General features: G+C 68.5%; 21 protein-coding genes and 1 tRNA gene. 17 read left to right on the top strand and 5 right to left on the bottom strand.

The genetic code is table 11. From position 1 onward, the window contains the following. The first annotated feature begins 36 nt into the window (after positions 1-36). The 5 genes from pheT (at position 37) to BMY69_RS11265 (ending at position 4331) form a co-directional block, all read left to right on the top strand. Positions 37-2418 (top strand): phenylalanine--tRNA ligase subunit beta, encoded by a 2382-nt coding sequence (gene pheT / locus BMY69_RS11285; RefSeq protein WP_090178063.1) that lies wholly within the window; start codon positions 37-39, stop codon positions 2416-2418. 1 nt (position 2419) lies between these two features. Next, positions 2420-2719: an integration host factor subunit alpha gene (gene ihfA, locus BMY69_RS11280; RefSeq protein WP_036114917.1), complete on the top strand. Its 300-nt coding sequence runs from the start codon at positions 2420-2422 to the stop codon at positions 2717-2719. After that, entirely contained in the window at positions 2700-3056 is a 357-nt protein-coding gene (locus tag BMY69_RS11275) for a MerR family transcriptional regulator (RefSeq protein WP_036114913.1), read from the top strand. The genes ihfA and BMY69_RS11275 overlap by 20 nt, the downstream gene beginning before the upstream one ends. A 47-nt stretch (positions 3057-3103) precedes the next feature. Further along, positions 3104-3180, top strand: a tRNA-Pro gene (locus BMY69_RS11270). Between the two features lie 197 nt (positions 3181-3377). Further along, complete coding sequence (locus BMY69_RS11265) at positions 3378-4331, top strand: GGDEF domain-containing protein (RefSeq protein ID WP_090178060.1); 954 nt, start codon at positions 3378-3380, stop codon at positions 4329-4331. A 27-nt stretch (positions 4332-4358) separates the two neighbouring features. Here the strand turns inward: BMY69_RS11265 and serA are convergent, their stop codons facing one another. Then, positions 4359-5594, bottom strand: coding sequence for a phosphoglycerate dehydrogenase (gene serA / locus BMY69_RS11260; protein WP_090178057.1), 1236 nt, complete (start codon positions 5592-5594; stop codon positions 4359-4361). A gap of 110 nt (positions 5595-5704) precedes the next feature. Here serA and BMY69_RS11255 point away from each other — a divergent pair, with 110 nt between their 5' ends. Further along, positions 5705-7087, top strand: a complete 1383-nt coding sequence (locus BMY69_RS11255) for an FAD-binding oxidoreductase (RefSeq protein WP_090178056.1) — start codon at positions 5705-5707, stop codon at positions 7085-7087. A gap of 33 nt (positions 7088-7120) precedes the next feature. Further along, positions 7121-8077: a prolyl aminopeptidase gene (pip, locus tag BMY69_RS11250; protein WP_090178053.1), complete on the top strand. Its 957-nt coding sequence runs from the start codon at positions 7121-7123 to the stop codon at positions 8075-8077. 113 nt (positions 8078-8190) lie between these two features. Here pip and BMY69_RS11245 read toward each other — a convergent pair whose 3' ends face one another. The 4 genes from BMY69_RS11245 to BMY69_RS11230 form a co-directional block, all read right to left on the bottom strand. Next, positions 8191-10929 carry a lamin tail domain-containing protein gene (locus tag BMY69_RS11245; protein ID WP_090178051.1) on the bottom strand — a complete coding sequence of 913 codons (2739 nt, stop codon included), beginning with the start codon at positions 10927-10929 and terminating at the stop codon, positions 8191-8193. A 146-nt stretch (positions 10930-11075) separates the two neighbouring features. Further along, on the bottom strand, positions 11076-11714 hold the full coding sequence (gene upp, locus BMY69_RS11240) for a uracil phosphoribosyltransferase (RefSeq protein ID WP_090054618.1): 639 nt from the start codon (positions 11712-11714) through the stop codon (positions 11076-11078). Between the two features lie 131 nt (positions 11715-11845). Further along, a complete protein-coding gene (locus tag BMY69_RS11235) occupies positions 11846-12160 on the bottom strand; it encodes a PsiF family protein (RefSeq protein ID WP_090178048.1) in 315 nt (104 codons plus the stop codon). A gap of 173 nt (positions 12161-12333) precedes the next feature. After that, positions 12334-13836 (bottom strand): aminotransferase class III-fold pyridoxal phosphate-dependent enzyme, encoded by a 1503-nt coding sequence (locus tag BMY69_RS11230; protein ID WP_090178045.1) that lies wholly within the window; start codon positions 13834-13836, stop codon positions 12334-12336. Between the two features lie 214 nt (positions 13837-14050). Between BMY69_RS11230 and BMY69_RS11225 the strand changes: the two genes are divergently transcribed. From BMY69_RS11225 to BMY69_RS11180, 10 genes are all read left to right on the top strand, one after another. Then, positions 14051-14962, top strand: a complete 912-nt coding sequence (locus BMY69_RS11225; RefSeq protein ID WP_090178042.1) for an ABC transporter ATP-binding protein — start codon at positions 14051-14053, stop codon at positions 14960-14962. Continuing rightward, complete coding sequence (locus BMY69_RS11220) at positions 14959-15738, top strand: ABC transporter permease (protein WP_090178039.1); 780 nt, start codon at positions 14959-14961, stop codon at positions 15736-15738. The genes BMY69_RS11225 and BMY69_RS11220 overlap by 4 nt, the downstream gene beginning before the upstream one ends. A gap of 39 nt (positions 15739-15777) precedes the next feature. After that, entirely contained in the window at positions 15778-16959 is a 1182-nt protein-coding gene (locus BMY69_RS11215; protein ID WP_177191142.1) for a sensor histidine kinase, read from the top strand. Beyond that, a complete protein-coding gene (locus tag BMY69_RS11210; RefSeq protein ID WP_255364529.1) occupies positions 16956-18092 on the top strand; it encodes a sensor histidine kinase in 1137 nt (378 codons plus the stop codon). The genes BMY69_RS11215 and BMY69_RS11210 overlap by 4 nt, the downstream gene beginning before the upstream one ends. Continuing rightward, positions 18089-18691 carry a response regulator transcription factor gene (locus tag BMY69_RS11205; RefSeq protein ID WP_090054608.1) on the top strand — a complete coding sequence of 201 codons (603 nt, stop codon included), beginning with the start codon at positions 18089-18091 and terminating at the stop codon, positions 18689-18691. The genes BMY69_RS11210 and BMY69_RS11205 overlap by 4 nt, the downstream gene beginning before the upstream one ends. 100 nt (positions 18692-18791) lie before the next feature. Further along, positions 18792-19835, top strand: coding sequence for a tRNA preQ1(34) S-adenosylmethionine ribosyltransferase-isomerase QueA (queA, locus tag BMY69_RS11200; protein WP_090178035.1), 1044 nt, complete (start codon positions 18792-18794; stop codon positions 19833-19835). Between the two features lie 78 nt (positions 19836-19913). Further along, positions 19914-20231, top strand: coding sequence for an STAS domain-containing protein (locus BMY69_RS11195; RefSeq protein WP_090178033.1), 318 nt, complete (start codon positions 19914-19916; stop codon positions 20229-20231). 10 nt (positions 20232-20241) lie between these two features. Beyond that, a complete protein-coding gene (locus BMY69_RS11190) occupies positions 20242-20604 on the top strand; it encodes a response regulator (protein WP_090054604.1) in 363 nt (120 codons plus the stop codon). Positions 20605-20644: 40 nt separating this feature from the next. Further along, entirely contained in the window at positions 20645-22612 is a 1968-nt protein-coding gene (locus BMY69_RS11185) for a chemotaxis protein CheA (RefSeq protein WP_090178031.1), read from the top strand. Positions 22613-23108: 496 nt separating this feature from the next. Continuing rightward, a complete protein-coding gene (locus BMY69_RS11180; RefSeq protein WP_090054601.1) occupies positions 23109-23624 on the top strand; it encodes a chemotaxis protein CheW in 516 nt (171 codons plus the stop codon).

Below are 23624 nucleotides of genomic sequence, written 5' to 3'. Positions count from 1 at the left end.
GGCCGGCCACGGATCCCACGTTAACGAGTCGCTCCCATGAAATTCTCCGAAAACTGGCTACGCGAACTGGTCACCATCGATGCCGACCGTCCGGCGCTGGTCCACGCGCTGACGATGTCCGGCCTCGAAGTCGAAGAGGTCACGCCGCTTGGTGACGGCCTCGACGGCGTGGTCGTCGCGCAGATCGTCGAAGCCGCGAAGCATCCCGAGGCCGATCGCCTGCAGGTGTGCAAGGTGGACGCGGGGCAGGGCGAACTCCTGCAGATCGTCTGCGGCGCGCCCAACGCCCGCGTCGGCATCCGCGTGCCGCTCGCCATGGTCGGCGCCACGCTGCCGGGTGGCGTCGCCATCAAGGCGGCGAAGCTGCGCGGCGTGGAATCGTTCGGCATGCTCTGCTCGGCGAAGGAGCTCGGCGTCGACGCCGACGCTTCCGGCCTGCTCGAACTGCCCGCGGATGCGCCCCTCGGCACGCCGCTGGCCGCGTACCTCGGGCTGCCCGACGCCAGCATCGAACTCAAGATCACCCCGAACCGGCCGGACGTGCTCGGCCTCTACGGCCTGGCGCACGACGTCGCCGCGCTGTTCGGCAGCCAGGTGAAGGCGATCGGTGGCGGCGACGCCCCGGTCACGTCCACGGCCACCCGCGCGGTGAAGCTGGAAGCCGGTGCCGACGCGCCGCGTTACCTCGGCCGTGTGATCGAGGGCGTCGACGCCAGCGCCCGTTCGCCGCTGTGGCTCGCCGAGAAACTGCGCCGCGCGGGCATCCGTCCCATCAGCGCCATCGTCGACGTCACGCAGTACGTGATGCTCGAACTCGGCCATCCGCTGCATGCGTTCGACAACGGCAAGCTGTCCGGCGCCGTTGTCGCCCGCCACGCACGCGACGGCGAGACGCTCAAGCTGCTCGACGGCAGCGAGGCGAAGCTCGACCCCTCGTTCGTCGTGATCGCCGACGAGGCGAACGCGCTCGCCGTGGCCGGCGTCATGGGTGGCATGGATTCCCGCGTCACGGACGACACCCGTGACATCTTCCTCGAAGCCGCGCACTTCACGCCGGCCGCGATCATGGGCCGCGCGCGCAAGCTCGGCCTGCACACGGACGCCTCGCACCGCTTCGAACGCGGCGTCGATCCGGCCCTGCCGAAGCGCGCGATCGAGCGCGCGACCGAACTCCTGCTGGGGATCGCCGGCGGCAAGGCCGGCCCCGTCACGGTCGCCGAACTGCCGGAATACCTTCGTGCGCACGAGCCGGTGCTCCTGCGCCATGCGCGCCTGCGTCGCGTGCTCGGCATCGACGTCGCCGCCGGCGAAGTCACGCGCATCTTCACCGCGCTCGGCATGGACGTGGAGGAGATTCCCGACGGCTGGCGCATCACGCCGCCGAGCAGCCGCTTCGACATCGAGCGCGAGGAAGACCTCATCGAAGAGGTCGCCCGCATCCACGGTTACGAGCGCATCCCCACGCACGTGCCGGCCGGCGAGATCGCCCTCCGCGCCGAGCCGGAAGCCCGCCTCGACGAGATGGCCCTGCGCGACCAGCTGGCCGCCCGCGGCTACTTCGAGGCCGTGACGTTGTCTTTCGTCAGCGCCGACCTGCTGCGCACCTGGCATCTCGACCACGCCTGGGTGCCGCTGGCGAACCCGCTGTCCGCCGATCTGGCCGTCATGCGCACGTCGCTGCTGCCCGGTCTGATCGAGGCCCTGCGCCACAACCGCGCACGCCAGCAGGAGCGTGTGCGCCTGTTCGAAATCGCCCGCAGCTTCCACGCCACCGGTGGCGCGCCGGACGAGATCGGCCGCGTCGCGGTCGTCGCGTCGGGAACGGCGCGCGCCGAGCAGTGGGGCGAGGTCTCGCGTCCGGTCGACTTCTTCGACCTCAAGGGCGACCTCGACGCGCTGATCGCCCACACCGGCGAGCCGGCGCGCTGGACGATCGACACGCAGGACCTCCCGTCGTGGCTGCACCCGGGCCGCGGTGCCCGCGTTCTTCGCGACGGCGTGCCATCGGGCTTCCTCGGCGCGCTGCACCCGGCGCTGGCGAAGTCGCTCGACCTCGGCCCCGACGTCTATGTGATGGAGCTGGCGCTCGAGCCGATCCTGGCGCGTCGCCTGCCCAGCGCCGGCAAGGTCCCGCGCTTCCCGGCCGTTCGCCGCGACATCGCCGTCGAGCTGCCGGAAGAGGTCACCTGGGCGTCGGTCGAAGCGACCGTTCGCGAGGCGCTCGGCGACATCCTCGTAGGGATCCGCCTCTTCGACCGCTACGCCGGAAAGGGAATCGATGAAGGTCGAAAGAGTCTCGCTATGGGCTTGATTTTACAGGACGCTTCACGCACCCTTACCGACGACGATGCCGACGCTCGCGTCGCCGACGCGGTGGGGGCATTGGAGAAGACATGCAAGGCAAGATTGCGAGGATAAGATGGCGCTGACCAAGGCGGAAATGGCCGAGCGGCTTTTCCTCGACGTGGGCCTCAACAAGCGCGAGGCCAAGGAATTCGTGGACGCGTACTTCGAGGTCGTGCGCGAGGCTCTGGAGCGGGGCGAGCAGGTGAAGCTGTCGGGTTTCGGCAACTTCGACCTGAGGCAGAAGAATCAGCGGCCCGGTCGCAATCCCAAGACCGGCGAAGAAATTCCCATCTCTGCCCGGCGGGTGGTCACCTTCCGTCCCGGCCAGAAACTCAAGGTAAGAGTCGAGGGCTATGCTGGATCCAGGGAATAACACCGAACTTCCGGCCATTCCGGCGAAGCGCTACTTCACCATCGGTGAGGTCAGCGAGTTGTGCGGTGTCAAACCCCACGTGCTCCGCTACTGGGAGCAGGAGTTTCCGGCCCTCAAGCCCGTCAAGCGCCGCGGCAATCGCCGCTATTACCAGCGCCACGACGTGCTGATGATCCGCCAGATCCGTTCGCTGCTGTACGACGAGGGCTTCACCATCACGGGCGCCCGCGCCCGCCTCGAAGGCCCGCAGGCCCGGATGGAAGCGAGCATGTCCCACCAGATCGTGCGCCAGGTGCGGCTCGAACTGGAAGAAGTGTTGACCCTGCTTCGTCGCTGATCCGCCTTCCGCAGATCGCGGCGATGCTGTTACAATCGTCAGCTCGTCGGGGTGTAGCGCAGCCTGGTAGCGCACTACGCTGGGGGTGTAGTGGTCGCGAGTTCGAATCTCGCCACCCCGACCATTATTCTGAAAAGCGTCCTCCGGGACGCTTTTTTTTTCGACCCGGTAGGAGCGCGCCTTGCGCGCGACATGTTTTGAGGCCGTGAGCCGCAGGTCCTGGGCTTCTCGCGAGGAGCTGTCGCGCGCACGCGCGCTCCTACAGTTCACGCCGAATCGGCCGATACCCTTGCAGAGCACCAGGGGAACCGCAGGCGCCACATGAGCATCGAAGACATCCTCCGCGAGGAGGACGCCGGCGTTTACAAGACGCTGCTGGAATCCACCCGCGCGATTCCGTGGAAGATCGACTGGGCGACGCTGCGCTTCGCTTACATCGGTCCGCAGATCGAGGAGCTCCTGGGCTGGGCGCCGCAGTCGTGGCAGACGGTGCAGGACTGGGCCGACCGCATGCATCCCGAGGATCGCGAGTGGGTCTTCAACTTCTGCGTGTCGCAGTCGCAGGCGGGCATCGACCACGAGGCCGATTACCGCGCGCTGCGCAAGGACGGCGAATTCGTGTGGATCCGCGACGTGGTCCATGTGGTGCGCAATCCCGACGGCACGCCGAATGCCCTGATCGGCTTCATGTTCGACATCAGCGAGCGCAAGCGCACCGAGGAGCGTCTGCTCGACATGCAGCGCGAGCTCGAGGAGCTCTCGTTCAAGGACGGCCTGACTGGTGTGGCGAATCGCCGCCGTTTCGACCTCGTGATGGAAAGGGAGTGGCGGCAGGCGCAGGCCGATCGCCAGCCACTGTCCGTGGTCGTGCTCGATATCGACTACTTCAAGCAGTACAACGACCACTACGGTCATCTCGAAGGCGACGAGTGCCTGAAGCGCGTCGCCGCCGCGCTGTCGGGCATCGTGCGAGGCCCGCGCGACCTTCTCTGCCGTTTCGGCGGCGAGGAGTTCGTGTTGCTCCTGCCCGACGCCGACGCGGCCACCGCCATGGCGCTGGGCTGGCGCTGCCTCGACCTCGTCGACAAGGCACTCATTCCCCACGCCGGTGCGGGTGAAGGCAAGCGCCTCACGCTCAGCGCGGGCGTCAACACGCTCGTTCCCGCGGAGGGCGACGACATCCTTCCGTTCATCGCGCTGGCCGACCGACGCCTCTACATGGCGAAGGAGCGGGGCAGGGCACGCGTGGCGGCCGAGGGCGGCGTCCCCGCCTGACGACCGCTCCTACCGGGGGCAGGCGCGTCAGTACAGCGCGCGGGCCTTGAGCGTGCCGTCGATCGCCGCCAGCTCGTTGCGCAGGGCGGCCGCGTGTTCTTCGCTGGTGGTGACGTCGATCACCACGTAGCCCACCTGCGCGGAGGTCTGCAGGTACTGGCCGTCGATGTTGACGGCCGCGCGCGAGAAGACCTCGTTGACGCGCGATAGCACGCCCGGGATGTTGCGGTGGATGTGCAGCAGGCGACGGCTGGTAGGGTGGCCGGGCAGGGAGACCTCCGGGAAGTTGATCGCCGAGAGGGTGCTGCCGTTGTCGCTGTAACGGACCAGCTTCGAGGCGACCTCGATGCCGATGTTCTCCTGCGCCTCGGCCGTGCTGCCGCCGACGTGGGGCGTGAGGATCACGTTGTCCATGCCGACCAGCGGCGAGACGAACGGATCGTCGTTGCCCTTGGGCTCGACCGGGAAGACGTCGATGGCCGCGCCCGCGAGATGCTTCGAGCGCAGCGCGTCGGCGAGGGCGTCGATGTCGACGACGGTGCCGCGCGAGGCGTTCACCAGCACGCTGCCCGGACGCATGCGGCGGATTTCGTCCGCACCGATCATGTTCTTCGTGGACGCCGTTTCCGGCACGTGCAGCGTGACCACGTCCGCGCGTTCGAGCAGGTCGTCCAGGCTTGCCGCGGGACGGGCGTTGCCTAGCGAGAGCTTCGGTTCGATGTCGTGGAAGATCACGCGCATGCCCAGCGATTCGGCGAGCACGCCGACCTGCGTGCCGATATGCCCGTAACCGACGATGCCCAGCACCTTGTCGCGCACCTCGAAGCTGCCCGCGGCCGATTTCGACCAGCCCCCGCGATGGCATTCCGCGTTCTTCTCGGGAATGCGGCGCACGAGCATGATCGTCTCGGCGATGACCAGTTCGGCGACGCTGCGCGTGTTGGAGTAGGGGGCGTTGAAGACGGGCACGCCGAGGCGTTCGGCTTCCGCCGAATCCACCTGGTTCGTGCCGATGCAGAAGCAGCCCACGGCGATCAGCCGGCGCGCTTCGGCGAGCACCTCCGCCGTCAGTTGCGTGCGCGAGCGGATGCCGACGATGTGCGCGTCGGCGATGCGCTCGATCAGGTCGTCGCCGGACAGCGATTTCTCGTGGAACTCGATCTGCGTGTAACCCGCCTGACGGAAGGTATCCAGCGCGCTGCGGCTGACGCCTTCCAGCAGGAGCACCTTGATGTCTTCCTTCGGGTACGACGTGCGCTTCATGGTCCGGACGGTCCTGGGAGGGAGTTCCCACTATGCCAGATATGCTGCGGCGCGGTAGACGCTCGGGCCGCCTTGCGGCACGCTGGACGCCTTCGCCAGCGAGCCGTCCCATGACCGATCCGCGCCTGTCCGACCTTCTCCACCAGATTCCCGGCCTCAAGGTGTCGACCGATCCCGGCGACCTCGAGCACCACGGCCGCGACTGGACGCGTCGCTGGACGCCGGCGCCGCTGGCCATCGTCTGGCCGGCGTCGGTGGACGAGGTACAGGCGGTGGTGCGCTGGGCGCATGGCGCCGGCGTCGCTATCGTCCCGTCCGGCGGGCGTACCGGTCTTTCCGGTGGCGCCGTGGCGGCGCACGGTGAGCTCGTCGTCAGCCTCGATCGCATGAACCGCGTGCTCGGCTTCGACCCGATCGACCGCACGCTCACCGTGCAGCCCGGCATTCCGCTGGAGGCCGTGCAGAACGCCGCGCGCGAGCACGGCCTGCTCTATCCGGTGGATTTCGCCGCGCGCGGTTCCTGCCAGATCGGCGGGAACATCGCGACCAACGCCGGCGGCATCCGCGTCATCCGTTACGGCAACACGCGGCAATGGGTCGCCGGCCTGAAGGTCGTCACCGGCACCGGCGAACTGCTGGACCTCAATCGTGGCCTGATCAAGAACGCCTCGGGCTACGACCTGCGCCATCTCGTGATCGGTTCGGAGGGTACGCTGGGCATCGTCGTGGAAGCGACGCTGACGCTGACCTCGCCACCGCCGCCCTCGCAGGTGATGTTGCTCGCGGTGCCCGCGATGGACGCGCTCATGAAGGTGTTCGCCGAAGCGCGGCACAGCCTCCGTCTGGAAGCCTTCGAGTTCTTCACCGATCGGGCCCTGCGTCACGTGCTGGCGCACGGGGCGCAGCAGCCGTTCGAAGAGACGCACACGTTCTACGTCGTCACGGAATTCGACGCCGCCGACGACCAGGCCGAAGCCGCCGCGCTCGGTTTCTTCGAGTTGTGCATGGAGGAGGGCTGGGTCGTCGACGGCGTGATCAGCTCCAGCGACGCGCAGGCGGCCTCGCTGTGGCGGTTGCGCGAAGGCATCACGGAGAGCCTCGCGCCACATAAGCCATACAAGAACGACGTGTCGGTGCGCATTTCCGCCGTGCCCGCGTTCATGGCGGAGATGGAGGCGCTTCTGTCCGAGGGATACCCGCACTTCGAGGTGGTCTGGTTCGGCCACATCGGGGACGGCAACCTGCACATCAACGTCCTCAAGCCGGCGGACCTCGACAACGCGCGGTTCGTCGAGCAGTGCGAGCACGTCACGACGCTCCTGGTCGACACGCTCGCCCGGCACGGCGGCAGCATCTCGGCCGAGCACGGCATCGGCCTCGTGAAGAAGCCCTGGCTCGGCAGCGTGCGCAGCGACGCCGAGATCGCGCTGATGCGCGCCATCAAGGCGGCGTGGGATCCCAAGGGCATCATGAACCCGGGCAAGCTGCTGTAACCTAGGCACTTTCCACGCCCCGCAGGACTTTCCATGGCCCAGGATTCACCCGACCTCTATCCGCCGATCGAGCCGTTCAACAGCGGCATGCTCCAGGTGTCGCCGTTGCATACGCTCTACTTCGAGGAGAGCGGCAATCCGCAGGGCAAGCCGGTCGTCTTCCTGCACGGCGGGCCGGGCGGCGGGACGAATCCGCGCTGCCGCCGTTTCTTCGATCCGGCGACGTACCGCATCGTCCTGTTCGACCAGCGCGGATGCGGCAGGTCCACGCCGCACGCGGAGCTGATCGACAACACCACCTGGGATCTCGTCGCGGACATCGAGCGGATCCGCGAGCACCTGGGCATCGACCGCTGGCAGGTCTTCGGCGGCTCGTGGGGATCGACGCTGGCGCTCGCCTATGCCGAAACGCATCCGGAGCGCGTCACCGAACTCGTCCTGCGCGGCATCTTCATGCTGCGCCGTTCCGAACTCGAATGGTTCTACCAGTCCGGCTGCGATCAGCTCTACCCGGACGCGTGGGAAACGTACCTGTCCGCGATTCCGCAGGCCGAGCACGGCGATCTCATCAGCGCCTACCATCGCCGGTTGACGAGCGACGATCCGGCGGTGCGCGTCGCCGCGGCGCGCGCGTGGTCGGTGTGGGAAGCCGCCACGAGTTACCTTTATCAGGACGAAGGCCACATGGCCTCCAGCGGCGAGGACGAGTTCGCGCTCGCGTTCGCGCGCATCGAGTGCCACTACTTCGTCAACGCGGGATTCTTCGAGGTCGACGGCCAGCTGCTGCGCGACGTCGGCCGCATCCGCCACATCCCCACCGTGATCGTGCAGGGTCGCTACGATGTCGTCTGCCCGGTCCGCAGCGCGTGGGACCTGCATCGCGCGTTCCCGGAAGCCGACCTGCGCATCGTGCAGGACGCCGGCCATTCGGCGTTCGAGCCCGGCATCACGCGCGAGCTGGTCCGCGCGACGGACCGCTTCGCGAAGTAGGAGCGCGCCCTGCGCGCGACATCTTTTGGGGCCGGGAGCAACAGGACTTGTTGCTCCCGGCGAAATGCTGTCGCGCGCAGGGCGCGCTCCTACGGACCATCAGGTGTCGTTCGTCAGAACACCCCAAGCGGCAGCGTCAGCATGTCCACCACGAAGCCGTCGTGGTCCGATGAGCCGATCGCCTTGCGCTTGTCCGTGGCGGTCGCCGCGTCGTCCAGCGTCTGCACGGGCGCGTCGAGGTTGCCGCGACCGTACTGCATCTGCAGGAACAGGCCGCGCGCGACCGTGTTGAGCAGCGCATGGTCCAGCACCTGGTGGGTCGGCACCTGGCGCGGGCTCTGGCCCTGGATGTTGCCGAAGTTCTCGGTGAACAGGAACGAGTAACGATCCTGCGCGGGCACCGATTCCACGGCGTTCCACAGCGCCGGCTTCACCACGTTGCCGCCGAGCTTCAGCAGGTTCTGGCTGTCGTCGTAACGGCCCGAGATCAGGCCGACCACGTCGGTGAAGCCATCGCTGAACTGATACGCGTTGAAATCGCCGACGACCAGCAGCGGTGCCAGCAGGTTCTTCCGGTCCGTCTGCAACGCCTGCACCTGCGTGGCGAGCGACTTCGCCTGCAGGAAGCGTTTCTGGCGATCGCGCTCCGCCGTCGTGCCGGTCTTGTCGACGTTCTGGCGCGCCTTCGGATGCACCGCGATCACATTGACCCGCACGCGTCCGACCAGCGACGGCACTTCGGCCGTGAGCAACAGCGGCGGATGATCGTGCACGAACGCCGTGGCACCCTGGTCCTGCCAGGTTTCGTCGGCGCCGAGCTGACGCACGTCGAGCACGCGCACGCGGTCAGTGCGCACGAGGAAGCCGACGTTGATGCCGCTAGGATCGTGGCCCGGCTGCAGGATCGCTTCGTACTGGGCCGGATAGTCGTCGCCCAGCTGCTTCGCGAGTCCCTGAAGCACCTGCAGGCTCTTCACCTCTTCCACCGAGAGGATGTCCGGCAGCTTCAGCACGCTGCCGATGTACGCGGACAGGCGTTGCGTCTTCAGCTTCACCTCGTCGGCGGTCGGTTCCTTGTCGCCGCCGCTGCAGGTGAACGTGGTGTTGAACTCCGTATCGCAGAAACGCTCGGTGTTGAGCGCGCCGACGCGGGTGGCGTAGAACGGACGCGCATCCACGGCGCGCGGCAGCTCCGCGGCCTTCTTCACCGTCACCTTCGTCGGAATGAACGTGTACGCACCGAACGCGTACGACATGACGCCTTCGGCACGGAACGTCGTCCCGGCGTTGAACGGGGTGTTCGGCGCGACCGCGCCGAAGTCGGCGGTATTCATCTTGAACACCTGCGGGTTGCCCGACCAGTTCGGCAGGTTCACGCCCTCGGGCACCGGCACGGTGTAGCGCACGCCCGGCTCGCGCAGCGAGCGCTTGCCGTTGGCGGTGACGTAGACCTCCGCGAACGGCTCGTTGCTGAAGCGCAGGTTGCCGGTGGTGATCATGCCGTTGTCGATCTGCACGCGCATGCCGACGTAGCACTGGAAGTTCGTCTCGCCGCAGGAAAGCGCGCTGGGGTCGGACGACGGCACGTCGTTACCGAACACGACCGCCTTCGGCAGCTTCGCGCCGCGCATCGTCGTGGTGATCGTGGCGTCCTTGAGCTCCGGCAGGCTGAAGTAGTTGTCGACCGTGGCTTCGACGTCGACCTTGTCGCCGGCCTTCACGGTCGGCGCGCCGCCGGTGAACACGTAGATGCCGTTCGAGGTGAGGCGGTCGGCATCGGCGCGATCGTCGGGCGTCTGGATCGTGAAGCCCGCGGGGCCGACGGCCGTGACGACGTTGCCGCGCGTGGCGACACGCTTGCCGAGTAGCGGCGACACCTGGCCACGGCCGGTGACCTGCCAGATCTCCGCGGCGACGGGAATCTGGTTGAGGATCGCGCCGATGGCCGATGCCTTCGCGATCGTGACGCCGCCACCGGAGGCGTTGGTCAGGTTCACGCGGAAGGCCTTGTCCGGACCGGCGGCGGTCGCGCCGTGCACCGTGACGTTCACCGTCGCGGACGTGCTGCCTGCCGGGATCGTGACGTCGGTATCGACGGCGTCGTAATCGCCCGCCGCGACGGTGGCCGTGTCGTCGGCCGTGGCGGCGTGCACGGTGACATCGGCGGAGGACGGCTCGCTCAGCGTGACGGCGAACGGCACGGTCTGGTCGTCGCCGTTACGGACGGTGACCGTGGCGTCGGCGATGGAGAGGCTCAGCCCGAACGACGCGCAGGGCGACGTGCTGGCGCGCGGCGCGGTCGGGGCGACCTTCACCCAGTCGGCCGCGTTGTCGCCGGTGGCCTGCGGCAGGCCCGAGCCGTTGGTGCGGCGGCCATACCCCTGGTCGGCGTTCGTGCTGCCAAGGCTCGTCAACGGCGTGCCGAGCTTATAGGCCGAGCCGGCGCTCAGGCCCACCTGGTCCACGATCGTGCCGGTGGCGTCGAGCAGGGCCAGGCCGCCATCGTCCGTGACGCCCGTGCTGTATTTCACGTCCGGCGCCACGCCGCCGGAATACCCGCCGCTGGCGCCGTTGGCGAGCAGCAGGAAGCAGCCCGGCGCGATCGTGGTGCCGGCCGGCAGCGTTGAGCGGGTGCTGGCGGTGCCGCTGGCGTTGGATCCGTTGAGCTTGTAGCCGGACACGTCCAGAGCCGCGGTGCCGGTGTTCTGCAGCTCGACGAATTCGTCGTTGCCGCCGGCGGGGCCGCGGACGCGGAACTGGGTGATGGCCAGGTCGGCCGCCTGCAGTGGAAGAACGGCGGTGAGTCCCGCCAGCGCGGCCCAGATGGCGCGCCGTGTCGTGGTCGAACGCATTCGAATGTCCCCTCGAGTCGTTGGTATGTGTGCGACCCGAAGCGACGCGCGATCCCCTTGCGCGGCGTTCCCCCTGCGAGCCCACCCGGGGATTGTCCACCACGGATGTGACAGCGGGATGTGACAGAAACGGCGGCTTTCGAGGATCAGGTCGCCTTCTGCTTGGTACCGAAGATCTTGTCTCCGGCGTCACCGAGACCGGGGAGGATGTAGCCCAGCTCGTTCAGGTGGTCGTCGATCGAGGCGACGTAGATCTCGATGTCCGGGTGCGCCGCCTCGATGCGCTTCAGGCCCTCCGGCGCGGCCACGAGGAACAGGCCCTTGATCTTCTTCGCGCCCGCGGCCTTGAGCATGTCGACGGTGGCCACCAGTGTGCCCGCCGTGGCGAGCATCGGGTCGACGATGATCGCCGTGCGCTCGTCCATGCCGCCGCTGAGCTTCTCGTAGTACGCCACCGGTTCCAGCGTGTCTTCGTCGCGTTGCAGGCCGACCACGCTCACCTTCGCCGCCGGGATCATCTCCAGCACGCCCGTGAGCATGCCGAGGCCGGCACGCAGGATCGGCACGATCGTCACCTTCTTGCCCTTGATGTGCGTCACCTCGACCGGGCCGGCCCAGCCGTCGATGGTCTTGCACTCGGTCTCCATGTCGGCCGTCGCCTCGTACGTGAGCAGCGCGGCGACCTCGGAAGCCAGCTCGCGGAACTCCTTCGTGCTGATGCCGGCCCGACGCATCAGGCCGAGCTTGTGCTGGATGAGGGGGTGACGGACTTCGACGATCTTCATGCGCGCGGGTCGTGTGGCGGACGGGTGGTCGATTGTCCCATAGGCGAGACAAGAGGGACGGGGAGTGGGGTGTGGTCCCGCGAACGGCCGTGCCGCCCCCACTTCCCGACCCCCACCCCCGAACGCGTGACTCAGCCCTTCAGGCAGCTGCTCATGAAGGTCTTCCGCTCGTCGCCCTTGAGGCTCTTGGCCGAAGCGTCGGCGTTGCAGGTCTTCATCTTTTCCTGCTGGGAGGCCTTCGCGGGCTGCTCGCCCTTCAGGCAGCTGCTCATGAACGACTTGCGCGCGTCGCCCGACTTGCCGGCGGCCTGCGCATTGCAGGTGCTCATGCGCTGCTGTTGTGGCGTGAGGTCTTTCTTTCCGGCCGCCTGCTGGGGCGCGGCGAGCGCACCGGCGGCGAAGCAGAGGAGGGAAGAAACGGCGAGGACACGAAGCTGCGTACGCATGGCGAACCCCTACGTGACGCCGGGCAGTCCGGCCGCCAGAGCTTAGCGCGATCCCGCGTGGTAGGAGCGCGCCCTGCGCGCGACATGTTTTCGCGGAGCGCTACAGGCCCTGTGGCTCATGGCCCCAACACATGTCGCGCGCAGGGCGCGCTCCTACCACGCACGGTGGCTGGCTAGGCCGCCTTGTCCGCCGAGGCGCTGCGGCGCGGGCCTTCGGTCAGGGCGTGGCGGATCTCTTCCACGATCAGGTCGACCTCCGCGCTGGTGACACGGAAGTGTGGCGTGAAGCGGAGCGAATTCGCGCCGCCGTGGATGACACCGATGCCGCGTTCGCGCATGTATTCCTCGGTCGAACCTTCGCCGAAGCACTTGAACTCCGACGACAGCTCGCAGGAGAAGAGCAGGCCGGTGCCCTGCACCTTGGTGATCAGGCCACCGAGTTCGCCCTTGAGCTGCTCGATCTTCTTCACGAATTCCTGGCCGCGATCGCGGATGTTGGCGCGGACCTCGTCGGTGAGCTCGCCCAGCGTGGCGAGCGCGACGTCGAGCGCGCGCGGATTCGCCGTCATGGTGTTGCCGTAGATGCCCTTGCGGTAGAGCCCCGCGACGCGATCGGTGACCGCGAGCACCGAGAGCGGGTACTGGCCCGCGTTCAGCGCCTTCGAGAAGGTTTCCATGTCCGGCGGGTCGAGCGATTCGAAGCCCGGGTAATCGACGATCGACAGGACGCCATGCGCACGCAGGCCCGCCTGGATCGAGTCGACCAGCAGCACGGTGCCGTGCTCGCGCGTCAGTTCGCGCGCGGCGGCGTAGAACTCCGGCGTGACGGCGCGGCCCGGGTCGCCTTCGCCCATCACGGGCTCCAGGAACATCGCCTCGATGAACCAGCCCTGGCGATCCGCTTCGGCGAACGCGGCCTTGAGCTGCGCCACGTTGTACGGCTCGACCGTGATCAGGCTGTCTTCGTTGCGAAAGCTCGCCAGGTGCTGCTGGTAATTGCGGCGCGACGAATCGGAATAGAGCGCGGGCCGCTCGGTGCGGCCGTGGAACGCGCCCTTCACCGCGAGGCGCTTGATGGTACGGCCCGCATGGCGGCCGCCGGCGTCGGTCATCAGGCGCGCGTTGACGTCGGCGATGCGACCGGCGAGCGTCACGGATTCCGAACCCGAATTGAGGAACAGGAAATGCGAATACGGGCTGCCGCCACGCGAGCGCCCGAGTTCGCGACGAAGCGCTTCGCACAGGCGCAGCTGCGACACGTTGGCGGTCATCACGTTCGCCATCACCTGCGGACGCGACATGGCCTCGAGGATGGCGTCCGGGTTGTGGCCGAAGCCCAGCATGCCGTAACCGCCATCGTCGTGGATCACGGCGCCCTTCAGCGTGACGATCCACGGGCCGCGCGCGGCGGCGGGTACGTACGGATTCACGCCGTCGTCGGGATAGAAGTTCACGACGCCGCACTGCAGATCGAGGATCTGTTGGGCTTCGTCCTTGCGCAGGAAATCCGCCATGTCGGCGCGCAGCTCGCGATGGCGCGCGACCGCTTCGTCGATGGCGCGACCGAGCGAGGGATCCTGGGCGGCGAAGCGCTCGACGACGTCATCGGAAAGACCCGTCGTACGCGGCGCGCCGCCGAACTCGCGCATTTCGCGCAGATGACCGATAACGCCCATGGACCCACTCCTCTTCCGGATGACGCGGCACTGGCTTGGATCGATCCCTTAAGAGGCCGCTAAGTATCTATATGTAAAGGGATTATTGGCCCAGCATAGCATGCGGTTTTTGGCCGCGTAACCCCCGGGTGACGGTTGTCACATCCGCACAATGACGCAAGCGACTGCCGCCAATGGCTTGCGCGGGAATATGTTGCAACGCAAGGAGGGGCCCATGAACCAAGACACGTGCATCGCAAGGCTGGCCGGCGTCCGCAAGCGCTACGGGAACATCGTCGCGCTCGACGGCATCGACCTCGATATCCACCGCGGCGAGCTGGTGGCGCTGCTCGGTCCGAACGGCGCGGGCAAGAGCACCAGTATCGCGTTGCTGCTCGGTCTGCATCGCGCCGACGCGGGGGCCGTGACGCTCTTCGGTCGCGATCCGCAGGATATCGCGGCACGGCGGCGGATCGGCGTCATGCTCCAGTCCGCCGTCCTGCCGGACACGCTCCGCGTGGCCGAACTGCTCAGGCTGACCGCGAGCTATTACCCCGAACCGCGCGCGATCGCGGAATGCGCCGCCATCACCGGCGTCGACGACCTGATGACCCGGCGCTACGGTGCCCTGTCCGGGGGACAGCAGCGGCGCGTGCAGTTCGCCATGGCGATCGTCGGCCGGCCGGAGATCCTTTTCCTGGACGAACCGACCGTCGGCATGGACATCGACGCGCGGCAGTCCCTGTGGGCGGCGATCCGGCAAATGCTGAAGGAACGTTGCGCGGTGGTGCTGACGACGCATTACCTTGAAGAGGCCGAGGCGCTCGCCGACCGCGTCTGCGTGATCGCGAAGGGGCGCGTGGTGTCGCAAGGCAGCGTCGACGCGTTGCGTGCCCACGTCGCGCTGCGTCGCATCCGCTGCGTCACCGCGCTGGATGCGGCCGACGTCGCGCGCTGGCCGCGAGTGGTCTCCGTCGACGTCCAGCAGGGCCGCCTGACCGTCGCGACCGCGGATGCCGAAGGGGTCGTGCGCCGTCTGCTGGACGCCGATCCGTCGCTCGCCGAACTCGAAGTGAGACGCGCCGGCCTTGCCGAAGCGTTCCAGGAAATCACCCGCGAATCCGCCGCCGTGCAGGAGGCCGCATGACCACCATCGAGAGCGTCGCCACGCCTGTCATGAGCGCGGGCCGCAACGTCGCCGCGTACGTCGAGGAAGCGCGGGCCGAATGCCTGCGCTACCTGCGTAATCCCGGATTCCTCCTGCCGACGCTGCTGTTCCCGTCGGTGTTCTACCTCATGTTCGGGGTCCTCCTCGGCCACGCGAACGGGCCGGACGCGCCGCGTTATCTGCTCGCGTCGTACGGCACGTTCGGCGTCATGGCGCCCGGGTTGTTCGGTTTCGGCGTCTCGCTCGCGCTCGAACGGGACACCGGCCTGCTCACGCTGAAACGCGCGCTGCCGATGCCGCCGGGCGCCTACCTGATCGGCAAGATGGCCATGGCGGTGCTGGTCGCGGCCATCGTATCGGCGATCATGCTGTGTCTCGCGATCTTCGTCGCCGGCGTGCACCTCGCCGCGCCGCGCATCGCCGCGTTCTTCCTGCTGGAGGTCCTGGGCGTGCTGCCGTTCGCGGCGCTCGGGTTGCTGATCGCCACGCTGATCAAGGGGCAGGGTGCGCCAGGCGTGGTCAACCTCGTGTACCTGCCGATGGCGTTCCTGTCCGGGCTGTGGTTCCCGCTGTCGATCATGCCTTCCGCGATCCAGGCGATCGCGCCGCTGTGGCCGGCGTATCACCTCGACCGGCTCGCGCTCGGTGCCGTCGGCCTGGGCACGGATGCGCCCTGGCCGCATGTCGCGGTCCTGGCCGGCTACACGGTCGTCTTCGTCACGCTGGCGATGCGTCGCCTGCGTCGGCACGGTTGAAGTAGCATGACGGCTCGGCTCACTGGGGGGACGTCGACGATGCGCTCGTGGTTCCGGCCGGCGCCGGGTTCGTTGTGGAGCCGCTTTCGCGGGCAGCCGAGGCTGCGCATCGCGAGCATGTTCCACCTCGTGTGGACGGTGTACGTCTTCGGTGACCTCGTCTTCCGCAACGACATCGGGCCGTACTGGATCCTGGCCACGGCGTTGTCGTTCCCCATGTTCCTCTTCCTGTACGCGCAGGCGTACCTGCGCCCCGTCGCCATGGCCCCGTGGCTCGCGCTCCTCGTGGCGTTGCTCGGTTACGCGACGATGGGCTTCAACGCCAGTGGCGGCGGCTGTTACGTCATCTACGCCTGCGCGATGCTGGGCTTCGACGGCGCGCCGCGTCGCTGCCTGGCCAGCATGGCGGCGGTGCTCGCGGGCTTCGTCGCCATCGCCTGGTTCGTCGTGCACTGGCCGTACGCGGCGATCGCGACGGTGTCGTTCATCGCCTTCGGCGTCGGCACCATCAACGTCGTCTACCGCTACAACGCCGAGCGCGACGTCGAACTGAAGCTGTCGCACGACGAGATCCGTCGGCTCGCCGCGACCGCCGAGCGCGAGCGCATCGGCCGCGACCTGCACGATCTGCTCGGGCATACGCTTTCGCTGATCACGCTGAAGCTCGAGCTTTCCCGGCGTCTCGCCGATCGCGATCCGGTCGCCGCGAAGCGCGAGGTCGAAGAGGCGGAGCAGGTGGCGCGGCACGCGCTGGCCGAGGTGCGTTCCGCCGTGACGGGCATCCGCGCCTCGGGCCTCGTCGCGGAACTGGCCGCGGCGCGGCTGCTCCTGATCAGCTCGCAGATCGAGTTCGTCTATGCGAACGACCTGCCCGAGGTGCCCGCGCGGATCGACAATCAGCTGGCGCTCGTCCTGCGCGAAGCCGTCACCAACATCCATCGCCACGCGCGTGCCACGTATGCCGAGGTAAGCCTCGTGGTGGATGCGCGCACCTGCATCCTCACCGTGCGGGACGACGGCCGCGGCGTCAGCGGCGACGAAGGCAACGGCATCTGCGGCATGCGCGAACGCGTGCGTTCGCTCGGCGGAACGCTGGCGTTCGAATCGGGCCAGGGGAAGGGGACGTCGCTGCGGATCGAGGTGCCCCTGCGACCCGAGGATCGCGCGCTGCCGCCGCAGCCCGCGGTGCTGCCGGGCACCCACGACAGGCTCGCGTCGTGATCCGCGTGCCGCCACCTCACCGCGACTCCCTGCTGGGCGGATTGCGCTCGCCGGTCTACCTGCGCTGGCAGGGCGGACTGCAGGTGTTCTGGCTGGTCGCCCTCATCCAGGCGCCGCTGGCGGTGAAGGGATTCGACTGGGACTGGATGGCGCCGACGCTGATCTCCATTCCCGTCTACCTCGTGTGCTACGTCAGCGTTTATGTGGCGCCATTGTCGAGGCTGCCGTTCAACGCGGCGATGATCACGCTGCTCGGCTTCACCCTGTGGCCCGTCAATCCGGTGTCGGTGGGCTACGTGGTGATCGGCGTGACGCTGCTCGCCTACGCCCGCCGCGCGCGCGTCTGGTTGCTCGGTACGCTGGTCGCCACCGTCGTCACCCAGGTGTGGGTGATGCTGTTCCATGTGCCCCAGGTGCACGTGTTCGTCGTTTTCGGTGTGTCGCTCGCCGCGGGCTTCAGCAATTTCCTCTACGTGCGTGGCGCGCGGCGCGACGCGGAGCTGCGTCTGTCCCAGGCGGAAGTGCGCCGGCTCGCGACGCTCGCGGAGCGCGAGCGCATCGGGCGCGACCTGCACGATCTGCTGGGCCATACGCTGTCGCTGATCACGCTGAAATCGGAACTGGCCAGGCGCCTCGCGCTCGCCGATCCCGCGCGTGCGCAACAGGAGATGGAGGAGGTGGAGCGCGTCGCCCGCCACACGCTCGCCGAAGTGCGCAGCGCCGTGACCGGGTTGCGCGCCGGCGACCTCGCCAGCGAGCTCGTCTCGGCCCGGCTGATGCTGGAAGCGTCGGGCATCGCGTTGCATACCGAGCTGCCGGACGGGTTCGACCTGCCGCAGGCCACCGAGGCGACGCTGTCGCTCGTCCTGCGCGAGGCGGTCACCAACATCCATCGTCACTCGCGCGCCACCGAGGCGCACGTCGTCATTTCACGCAAGGGGCAGGACTTCGCGATGCGCATCACGGACAACGGCTGCGGCGGACTCGCCGCGCACGGCAACGGGGTCTCGGGCATGCGCGAGCGCATGCGTCAGATCGGGGGACGGCTCGCGATCGATTCGCCCCCGAAACAGGGCACGGTGCTGTCCATCGATGTTCCCTGCCATGCCGATCGCATGGAGCGCATCGCATGATCCGCGTGCTGCTCGCCGAAGACCAGGCGATGGTGCGCGGCGCCCTATCCGCGCTGCTAAACCTGGAGTCCGACATCGAGGTGCTCGCGTCCGCGGCCGACGGCGAGGCGGCATGGCGCGAGGTCCAGCGCCTGAAGCCGGACGTCCTCGTCACCGACATCGAGATGCCCGGACTCACCGGCCTCGAACTCGCCCAGCGCATCCGCCGGCACGAACTGCCGGTGAAGGTGATCATCGTGACGACGTTCGCGCGACCGGGTTTTCTTCGCCGCGCGCTCGACGCCGGCGTGGGCGGATACCTCCTGAAGGACGCCCCGGCCGAAGGACTCGCCGACGCGCTGCGCACCGTGCACCGGGGTGGCCGCGCCATCGATCCGCAGCTGGCGCTGGAAGCCTGGTCGGACGCCGATCCGCTGAACGACCGCGAGCGCCAGGTCCTCCGCCTGGCGGGGGAAGGGCACTCGGCGAGCGACATCGGCAGCCAGCTCAACCTGTCGCACGGCACCGTGCGGAACTACCTGTCCGAGGCCATCGGCAAGCTGGGCGCCGCCAATCGCATCGAGGCATACCGGCTGGCCCGCCAGAAGGGCTGGCTCTGAACGGGCCTGGGAAGCGCGCTAGCGCGCGAACGGCCGGAGCGAAACCGAAGTCCGCCCGATAGGCGATAATGCGGTCACCGTTCCGCCGCCCGGCCGTCCCGTGAAAAGATCCGACTTCGATTTCGACCTCCCGCCCGAACTCATCGCGCAGGCGCCGCTCGCCCGCCGGTCGGGGAGCCGCCTCCTGGTGGTGGATGTCGAGGCGCACACGAAGAAGGACCGCCGCTTCACCGACCTGCCCGAGATGCTCCGCCCCGGCGACCTGCTGGTGTTCAACGACACCCGCGTGCTGCCGGCGCGCCTCTACGGCCGCAAGGAGTCCGGCGGCGCCGTCGAGATCCTGATCGAGCGGGTGACGGGCGCCCACGAGGCCCGCGCGCAGCTCGGCGTCAGCAAGAAGCCCAAGGAGGGCGGACGGATCGAGCTCGCCGACGGCAGCATGGTCACCGTGCTGGGCCGCGAGGGCGAATTCTTCCTGCTCCGCTTCGAGGGCGACGAGCCCCTGGAGCGCCTGCTTTCGCGGCTGGGCGAGATGCCGCTGCCGCCGTACATCGAGCGCGGCGCGGAGGAGGCGGACAAGGAGCGCTACCAGACCGTGTTCGCGCGCGAGCCGGGCGCCGTCGCCGCGCCCACCGCCGGCCTGCACTTCGACGAGGAGCTGCTCGAGCGCCTCCGGGCGCGCGGCGTCGAGACGGGCTACGTCACGCTCCACGTGGGCGCCGGCACGTTCCAGCCGATGCGCGCCGACGACATCCGCGACCACGTGATGCATCGCGAATGGCTCAACGTGGGCGCCGCCCTGGTCGAGAAGATCCGCGCCACGCGCGCGGCTGGCGGCCGGGTCGTGGCGGTCGGGACCACCGTCGTGCGCGCGCTGGAGAGCGCCACGGTCGAGGGCGTGCTCCGGCCGTTCGCGGGCGAGACGCAGATCTTCATCTTCCCGGGCTACAGGATCACCAGCGTCGACGCCCTGATCACCAACTTCCACCTGCCGCAGTCGACCCTGCTGATGCTCGTCTCGGCCCTGGCGGGCAAGGAAGCGATCTTCGACGCGTATCGCTACGCGGTCCTGCAGCGCTACCGCTTCTTCTCCTACGGCGACGCGATGCTGATCCTGCCGAAGCCCGCGACGCCCGTCGCCTAAAGCTTTCCTTCCCGCCGCCGATAAGCCCACCGAACGACCCCATGGCGATGTGCGCCACGGGGCTCCACGGTACGGACGATGGCGAAGAAATCTCCCAAAGACGCTCCCCGCGAGCCGGTCGCGCTCGATGCCGACCTGCGCATCGCGGCCGCCCCGGCGCTGCGCGAGACGCTGCTCGCCGCCCTCGCGGCCGGCGAGCCGGTCCGCATCGATGCCGGCGCTGTCGCCCAGATCGACACGGCCGGCCTCCAGGTGCTTGCCGCCTTTTCGCGCGACGCGCGCGCCGCGGGCGTTCCCGTCGCATGGGACGGCGTCAGCGACACGCTGCGCCGCGGCGTCGCCGCGCTCGACCTCACCGCTTTGATCGAACTGCCGGCCGACGCCGGCGTGAACTGAAGGTGCACTCATGGCAAAGATTCTTGCGGTAGACGACTCGGCCTCCATGCGCAGCATGGTGGCCTTCACCCTGCGCGGCGCCGGCCACGACGTCGACGAGGCCGACAACGGCCAGGCCGCGCTCGACACGGCGCGCGGCGCCAAATTCGACCTCGTGCTGGCCGACGTGAACATGCCGGTGATGGACGGCATCTCGATGGTGCGCGAAATGCGCACGATGGCCGGCTACAGCGGCGTGCCCATCCTGATGCTCACCACCGAGTCGAACCCGGAAAAGAAGATGGAAGGCAAGGCCGCCGGCGCGACCGGCTGGCTGGTCAAGCCGTTCGACCCCGACCAGCTGCTGGCCACCGTCGCCCGCGTGCTCGGCTGATCCACCCGTCCACGTTCCGGCAACCGAAGGCTCCACCCTCATGTCCAAAGTCGATCTGGCGCAATTCCACAAGGCGTTCCACGAGGAAAGCCTCGATGGCCTCGACGCCATGGAGCAGGCGCTCCTCGCGCTGGACGAGGGCGCGACGGATCCGGAACTGATCAACGTCGTGTTCCGCGCCGCCCATTCGATCAAGGGCGGCGCGGCCACGTTCGGTTTCACCGACGTGGCGGCCTTCACCCATGTGGCCGAGAACCTGATGGACGAGGTCCGCAGCGGCCGCCGTCCGATGGAAAAGGCCGTCGTGGAGCTGCTGCTCCGCTCGGGCGACACCGTGCGCGACATGCTCGCGCTGTCGATGGCCGGCCAGCCGGCCGCCACGCCGGAGAGCCAGGCGCTGCTCGCCGAGCTGTCCGCGATGGTCTCGGGCGGCACGGCCGCGCCGGTCGTCGCGAAGGCGCCCGTCGCGGCCGAGGAGATCGAAGGCTGGGACATCGCGTTCCGTCCGTTCGACTACCTGCTCAAGACGGGCAACGATCCCGCGCGCATGTTCCGCGAGCTGGCGACGCTCGGGCCGCTGCGGGTGACGTGCGACGCCAGCAAGCTGCCTTCGCTGGCCGACATGGACGCGTCGTCGTCGTACCTCGGGTGGACGCTCGGCCTCGACGCCGGCGCGAAGCGCGTGGCGGTGGAAGGCGTGTTCGACTGGGTCGACGGCGACTGCGACCTGTCCATCGTGCCGCGCATCGCCGCGCCGGCCGTCGTCGCCGCTCCGGCGGCTGCCCCGGCCGCCTCGCCGCGCGCCGTCCGCGAGGTCGCGGCGAGCAGCGAGGCCAGTTCGGTCCGCGTGGGTATCGAGAAGATCGACACCCTCATCAACCTCGTCGGCGAACTGGTCATCACGCAGTCGATGCTCAGCCAGTTCCACGACGGCGTGGACGCCTCGCAGCTGGAGATGCTGCGCCAGGGCCTCGCCCAGCTGTCGCGGCACACGCGCGAGCTGCAGGAAAGCGTGATGAGCATTCGCATGCTGCCCATCAGCACCGTCTTCAACCGCTTCCCGCGCCTGGTCCGCGACCTGGCGCAGAAGCTCGACAAGAAGGTCGTCCTCGACCTGCGCGGCGAGACCACCGAGCTCGACAAGACCGTGCTGGAGAAGATCGGCGATCCGCTCGTCCACCTCGTCCGCAACGCGATCGATCACGGCCTCGAAGTGCCCGCGAAGCGGCTCGCGGCAGGGAAGGGCGACACGGGCACGCTGCGCATGGAGGCCTTCCATCGTGGCGGCTCCATCGTGGTCGAAGTGGCCGACGATGGCGCGGGCCTGAACCGCGACGCCATCGTCGCCAAGGCCGTGCAGCGCGGCATCATCGCGTCGGGCGACGGCATGTCCGACGACGCCGTTGCCGAACTCATCTTCGAAGCGGGTTTCTCCACCGCCGCCGCGACCACGGATCTCTCGGGCCGTGGCGTGGGCATGGACGTCGTCCGCCGCAACGTCATGGACCTCGGCGGCACGGTCGCCATCCGCAGCGTGCACGGCAGCGGCACCACGTTCACGATCACGCTGCCCCTCACGCTGGCGATCATCGACGGCCTCACCGCCGCCGTGGGCGCCGAAACCTACATCGTTCCGCTGGTCTCCATCGTGGAATCGGTGCAGGTGAAGCCGGACGCCGTGCGTAGCGTCGCCGGCGGCGGCGAGCTCTTCCGCTTCCGCGACCACTGGCTGCCGATCGTCCGCCTCTACGACGTATTCGGCTGCGACGGCCAGCGCCGCGCGGTCGACGAGGGCATCGTCATCGTGGTGGAAGGCGAGGGCACCCGGATCGGCCTCTTCGTCGACGAACTGATCGGCCAGCAGCAGGCGGTCGTGAAATCGCTCGAGGCGAACTACCGCCGCGTCGCGGGCATTTCCGGCGCCACGATCCTGGCCGACGGTTCCGTCGCCCTCATCGCCGACGTCACCGGCCTCGTCCGCATGCAGTCCCGCCGCAAAGCCGCCTGATCGCGCAAGGCGGCCCCGGCCACCACCGCTTTTCGCCGGAAGTGTCAGCCGCCGCGGCTGTTGTGGGAGCGGCCCTGGCCGCGACAGCTTCTCGCCGGAAGCAACAGGCCCTGCGGCTCTTCGCCAAAAGCAGTCGCGGCCAGGTCCGCTCCCACAGAAATCAACGGCTCCGCGGTTGTCCGAGGCAAAGTCCCGACCAGCTCATCGCCGGAAGCAACAGGCCCCGCGGCTGTCGTAGGAGCGGACCTGGCCGCGACAGCTTCTCGCCGAAAGCAACAGGTCCTGCGGCGCTTCGCCAAGAGCAGTCGCGGCCAGGTCCGCTCCCACAGGAGTCAGCGGCTTCACGGTTGTCCTAGGCACGGCCCCGGCCAGGTCCGCTCCCACAGCGAGTCGCTGGCGCCCTGCCATTGAGATTACTCCTCAAGTCCGGCCTGCCGCGGCCGATACCCCACAGGTAAGGGGTTACACCGCCGCTCTGATCCGCCGTGGGAAAGACATGAACCAGCCAGTCAACAGCGCCATCGACGCGACCGCCGAGGCCGCGCAGTACCTGACCGTGAACCTCGGAAACGAGGAATACGGGGTCGACATCCTCGCGGTCCGCGAGATCCGTGGCTGGACCCCGGTCACCCGCATTCCCCAGGCGCCGTCCTACGTGCTGGGCGTCCTCAACCTGCGTGGCGCCATCGTCCCCGTGCTCGACCTCCGCCTGCGCTTCGGCCTGGCGCGCGAGGAGTACACCGCGACCACCGTCTGCGTGATCGTGATGGTCGCCGGCCGCCAGTTCGGCGTGGTGGTGGACGCCGTTTCCGACGTGGTCGAGGTCCTGCCCGGCGCCGTCCGTCCGGTGCCGGACATGGGCACCACCGTCGATACCGAATACCTCAAGGGCCTGACGTCCGTGGGCGAGCGCATGGTGCTCCTGCTCGACGTCGATCGCCTTCTCCAGCCGCAGGATGCGCAGATGCTCGAGGCGGCCCTCGCCTCTCCCGAAGTCAAAGCCGTCGCCTGA

Source organism: Luteibacter sp. UNC138MFCol5.1 (assembly GCF_900110505.1).
GTDB lineage: Bacteria > Pseudomonadota > Gammaproteobacteria > Xanthomonadales > Rhodanobacteraceae > Luteibacter.
Note: the sequence above shows the minus strand (reverse complement) of the source record. Positions and strands in the feature narration are given on the sequence as shown.

What these genes read in the sequence shown, in the direction of transcription:
- pheT (WP_090178063.1), top strand. Translation starts at nt 37, where the DNA reads ATGAAATTCTCCGAAAACTGGCTACGCGAACTGGTCACCATCGATGCC.
- ihfA (WP_036114917.1), top strand. Translation starts at nt 2,420, where the DNA reads ATGGCGCTGACCAAGGCGGAAATGGCCGAGCGGCTTTTCCTCGACGTG.
- BMY69_RS11275 (WP_036114913.1), top strand. Translation starts at nt 2,700, where the DNA reads ATGCTGGATCCAGGGAATAACACCGAACTTCCGGCCATTCCGGCGAAG.
- BMY69_RS11265 (WP_090178060.1), top strand. Translation starts at nt 3,378, where the DNA reads ATGAGCATCGAAGACATCCTCCGCGAGGAGGACGCCGGCGTTTACAAG.
- serA (WP_090178057.1), bottom strand. Translation starts at nt 5,594, where the DNA reads ATGAAGCGCACGTCGTACCCGAAGGAAGACATCAAGGTGCTCCTGCTG.
- BMY69_RS11255 (WP_090178056.1), top strand. Translation starts at nt 5,705, where the DNA reads ATGACCGATCCGCGCCTGTCCGACCTTCTCCACCAGATTCCCGGCCTC.
- pip (WP_090178053.1), top strand. Translation starts at nt 7,121, where the DNA reads ATGGCCCAGGATTCACCCGACCTCTATCCGCCGATCGAGCCGTTCAAC.
- BMY69_RS11245 (WP_090178051.1), bottom strand. Translation starts at nt 10,929, where the DNA reads ATGCGTTCGACCACGACACGGCGCGCCATCTGGGCCGCGCTGGCGGGA.
- upp (WP_090054618.1), bottom strand. Translation starts at nt 11,714, where the DNA reads ATGAAGATCGTCGAAGTCCGTCACCCCCTCATCCAGCACAAGCTCGGC.
- BMY69_RS11235 (WP_090178048.1), bottom strand. Translation starts at nt 12,160, where the DNA reads ATGCGTACGCAGCTTCGTGTCCTCGCCGTTTCTTCCCTCCTCTGCTTC.
- BMY69_RS11230 (WP_090178045.1), bottom strand. Translation starts at nt 13,836, where the DNA reads ATGGGCGTTATCGGTCATCTGCGCGAAATGCGCGAGTTCGGCGGCGCG.
- BMY69_RS11225 (WP_090178042.1), top strand. Translation starts at nt 14,051, where the DNA reads ATGAACCAAGACACGTGCATCGCAAGGCTGGCCGGCGTCCGCAAGCGC.
- BMY69_RS11220 (WP_090178039.1), top strand. Translation starts at nt 14,959, where the DNA reads ATGACCACCATCGAGAGCGTCGCCACGCCTGTCATGAGCGCGGGCCGC.
- BMY69_RS11215 (WP_177191142.1), top strand. Translation starts at nt 15,778, where the DNA reads ATGCGCTCGTGGTTCCGGCCGGCGCCGGGTTCGTTGTGGAGCCGCTTT.
- BMY69_RS11205 (WP_090054608.1), top strand. Translation starts at nt 18,089, where the DNA reads ATGATCCGCGTGCTGCTCGCCGAAGACCAGGCGATGGTGCGCGGCGCC.
- BMY69_RS11195 (WP_090178033.1), top strand. Translation starts at nt 19,914, where the DNA reads ATGGCGAAGAAATCTCCCAAAGACGCTCCCCGCGAGCCGGTCGCGCTC.
- BMY69_RS11190 (WP_090054604.1), top strand. Translation starts at nt 20,242, where the DNA reads ATGGCAAAGATTCTTGCGGTAGACGACTCGGCCTCCATGCGCAGCATG.
- BMY69_RS11185 (WP_090178031.1), top strand. Translation starts at nt 20,645, where the DNA reads ATGTCCAAAGTCGATCTGGCGCAATTCCACAAGGCGTTCCACGAGGAA.
- BMY69_RS11180 (WP_090054601.1), top strand. Translation starts at nt 23,109, where the DNA reads ATGAACCAGCCAGTCAACAGCGCCATCGACGCGACCGCCGAGGCCGCG.